Source organism: Brevundimonas bullata (genome assembly GCF_003350205.1).
GTDB classification, from domain to species: Bacteria; Pseudomonadota; Alphaproteobacteria; order Caulobacterales; family Caulobacteraceae; genus Brevundimonas; species Brevundimonas bullata.
Map to the genome: position 1 here is coordinate 1 of NZ_QLLC01000071.1, position 3,077 is coordinate 3,077.

General features: G+C 69.1%; 3 protein-coding genes. 2 read left to right on the forward strand and 1 reads right to left on the reverse strand.

Annotated elements, in window-relative coordinates; translation table 11 throughout:
• Positions 1-45: 45 nt before the first annotated feature.
• Positions 46-999, reverse strand: coding sequence for an oxygen-dependent tRNA uridine(34) hydroxylase TrhO (gene trhO / locus DXK21_RS16265; protein WP_114818808.1), 954 nt, complete (start codon positions 997-999; stop codon positions 46-48).
• A gap of 120 nt (positions 1,000-1,119) precedes the next feature.
• On the opposite strand from trhO, the gene DXK21_RS16270 reads away from it, so the two are divergent.
• Entirely contained in the window at positions 1,120-2,205 is a 1,086-nt protein-coding gene (locus tag DXK21_RS16270; RefSeq protein WP_211306067.1) for a protein-glutamate methylesterase/protein-glutamine glutaminase, read from the forward strand.
• Positions 2,202-3,008, forward strand: coding sequence for a CheR family methyltransferase (locus tag DXK21_RS16275; protein ID WP_114818809.1), 807 nt, complete (start codon positions 2,202-2,204; stop codon positions 3,006-3,008). Before DXK21_RS16270 ends, DXK21_RS16275 begins: the two co-directional genes overlap by 4 nt.
• The last annotated feature ends 69 nt before the right edge of the window (positions 3,009-3,077 follow it).

Consider the following 3,077-nt stretch of genomic DNA (forward strand, 5'->3'; position numbering starts at 1 on the left):
CCCATCCCCGGCCCTTCCCCCCCTCGAGGGGGAAGGGGGATCAGGTTAGCTTTCCGCCCGCTTCGGCCCCGCCCCGACGTGCTCGATGCCGAGCCGGGCGGCGATCTCCATCTGCTTCTGCCGCTCGGCATAGCCTTCGCGCTGCTCGTCGGTGCGCGTGTCGTGGCAACGGTCGCAGCAGACGCCTTCGATATAGAGGGGCGACAACCGCGCCTCGGGGCTGACCGGCATGCGGCAGCCGCGGCACAGGCTGTGGTCGCCCTGTTTCAGGCCGTGACCGACCGCGACCCGCTCGTCGAAGACGAAGCAGTCGCCGCGCCAGAGGCTCTCGGGCTCGGGGATGGTTTCCAGGTATTTCAGGATGCCGCCTTCCAGATGGAAGACCTGCTCGACGCCCTCGGCCTTGAGGAAGGCGGTGGCCTTTTCGCAGCGGATGCCGCCGGTGCAGTACATGGCGACCTTGGGCGGATTGGGCCGGTCCAGCAGGGCGCGGCCTTCGGTCCTGAACCAGTCGGGAAACTCGCGAAACGTCCGCGTATTGGGCTGGATCGCGCCCTCGAACACCCCGACCTCGACCTCATAGTCATTGCGGGTGTCGATGAGGATGGTGTCCGGATCGGCGATCAGGGCGTTCCAGTCCTGCGGCGAGACATAGGCGCCGACGCCCTCGACCGGGTCGATGTCGGTCACGCCCATGGTGACGATCTCGGCCTTCAGCCGCACCTTCATGCGGTGAAACGGCATGACCTCGGCGGTCGAGTATTTCAGCTCCAGCCGATCAAAGCCCGGCAGGGCGCGCACCCCGTCCACGACGCGGGCGACGGCGGCGTCCGGTCCCGCGATGGTGCCGTTCAGCCCCTCGTGCGCCACCAGAAGCGTGCCGCGCACGTCGCTCCCGCACAGGTCCAGCAGATGCGCCCGCACCGCTTCGCGATCCGCAATCGGCGCAAAGCGATAGAGGGCGGCGACGCAGATGGGCGAAGGGGTTTCAGGCGTCACGGAGAATGTCCCGGCGGGCGGCGGTGAAAAAGAAGCGGCCTCTATAGGCCCCGCAGCCCCGCGCGTCACGGCGACGGCTTGTTTACAACTATGAGTTATATTTAGTGCTCAACCCAGAGGATGCCCGCCTTGCTGGAAGCCGCGCCGCCGCCCGTTCGAGATCCCCGCATTCGCGTCATGGTCGTGGACGACAGCGCCATCGTGCGCGGCCTGATCGTGCAGACGCTGGAACGTGACCCGGCGCTGCGCGTCGTGGCGCGGGCCGCACAGGGCGAGGCGGCGCTGGCGGAGCTGGACCGGACGGCGGTTGATGTCGTGGTTCTGGACATCGAGATGCCGGTCATGGACGGCCTGACCGCCCTGCCCCTGATCCTGAAGAAACGGCCCGAGGTGAAGGTCATCATGGCCTCGACCCTGACGCGGCGAAACGCCCGCATCAGCCTGCAAGCCTTGCAGGCCGGGGCCGCCGACTATGTGCCCAAGCCCGAGACCGGGGGCCTGGTCGGGGCCGAGGATTTCGCCCGCGAACTGACGGCCAAGGTGAAGGCGCTGGGGCGCAGCGGCGGCCTGCCGACGCCGCCGACGCCCGCACTTCCAGTCCCCGTCGTTCGCCCCGCGCCCCTGTCCCCGCCCATCCGGCCCCAGGTCGTGGCCATCGGCGGTTCTACGGGTGCGCCGCCCGCCCTGATGAGCCTGTTCGCCGACCTGAAGGGCGAGTTGGAACAGGCGGTGCTGCTGACCCAGCACATGCCGCCGACCTTCACCGCCATGCTGGCCGAGCAGTTGGAACGGACAGGCGAACGCCCGGCGGCCGAGGCCCGCGACGGCGAGCCCATCCTGCCCGGCCGCATCTATGTCGCCCCCGGCGGCTGGCACATGACGGTGGGCCGCAGCGGACAGGTGCCGGTCATTCGTCTCAATCAGGAAGCGCCCGAGCACTTCTGCCGACCCTCGGTCGATCCCATGCTGCGCTCGGCGGCGGCGGTCTATGGCCCCGGCGTGCTGGCGGTCATCCTGACCGGCATGGGGGCGGACGGGGCCGAGGGCTGCCGCGCCGTGGCCGAGGCCGGCGGGCGGTTCGTGGTTCAGGACGAGGCGACCAGCGTGGTCTGGGGGATGCCGGGCGCCGCCGCGAAGACGGGTCTCGCCGAGGCGGTCCTGCCCCTGCCCCAGATTGCGCCCTGGGTTCGGAGGGCGTGCGCATGACCGTCGCCTATGAAAGCTTCCGCAAGCTGGTTCTGGACCGCTCCGGCCTCGTGCTGACGGCGGACAAGGACTACCTGCTGAAAAGCCGACTGGAGCCGCTGGCGCGCAAGGACGGCTTCCTGGGGCTGGATCAATTGCTGGCCAAGGTCGGCGCCGAGCCGTCCGGGGCTTTGGCTCAACGCTGCATCGACGCCATGGCGACGCATGAATCCTTCTTCTTTCGCGATGCGACGCCCTTTGATCAACTGCGCGACGTCATCCTGCCCGACCTGCTGGCGGCGCGGGCGCAGAGCCGAACCTTGCGCATCTGGAGCGCCGCCTGCTCCAGCGGGCAGGAGCCCTATTCCCTGGCCATGCTGCTGATGGAGGAGCAGCACCGGACGCCCGGCTGGCGCATCGACATCCTGGCCACCGACATGTCCCTGCCCATTCTGGAGCGCGCCCGCACCGGCCTCTACAGCGACTTCGAGGTCAGGCGCGGCTTGTCCGACGCCCGGCTGGCGCGCTGGTTCACGCGGACGGGCGACAACTGGCTGCTGTCGCCGCAGGTGCGGTCGATGGTCCGGTTCGCGCCGCATAACCTGCTGGCCGGGACGGCGGGCCTGGGCCGCTTCGACCTGATTTTCTGCCGCAATGTGCTGATCTATTTCGACCGCGAGCATAAGCGCGCGGCGCTCGGCCAGATCGGTCAGGCGCTGGAGCCGCATGGCGCCCTGGTGCTGGGCAGTGCGGAAACCGTCGTGGGGCTGGACAGCGCCTTCGCGCCGGTCGTGGGGTTGAGGGGCGTGTTCAAGCCGGGCTGAAAGTCAAAGCCCTCCCCCTCGAGGGGGGAGGGCTTTGACTTTCAGCCCGGCTTGAACACGCCCCTCAAC

Coding starts and splice junctions, on each gene's coding strand:
- DXK21_RS16270 (WP_211306067.1), top strand. CDS start 1,120: ATGCCCGCCTTGCTGGAAGCCGCGCCGCCGCCCGTTCGAGATCCCCGC.
- DXK21_RS16275 (WP_114818809.1), top strand. CDS start 2,202: ATGACCGTCGCCTATGAAAGCTTCCGCAAGCTGGTTCTGGACCGCTCC.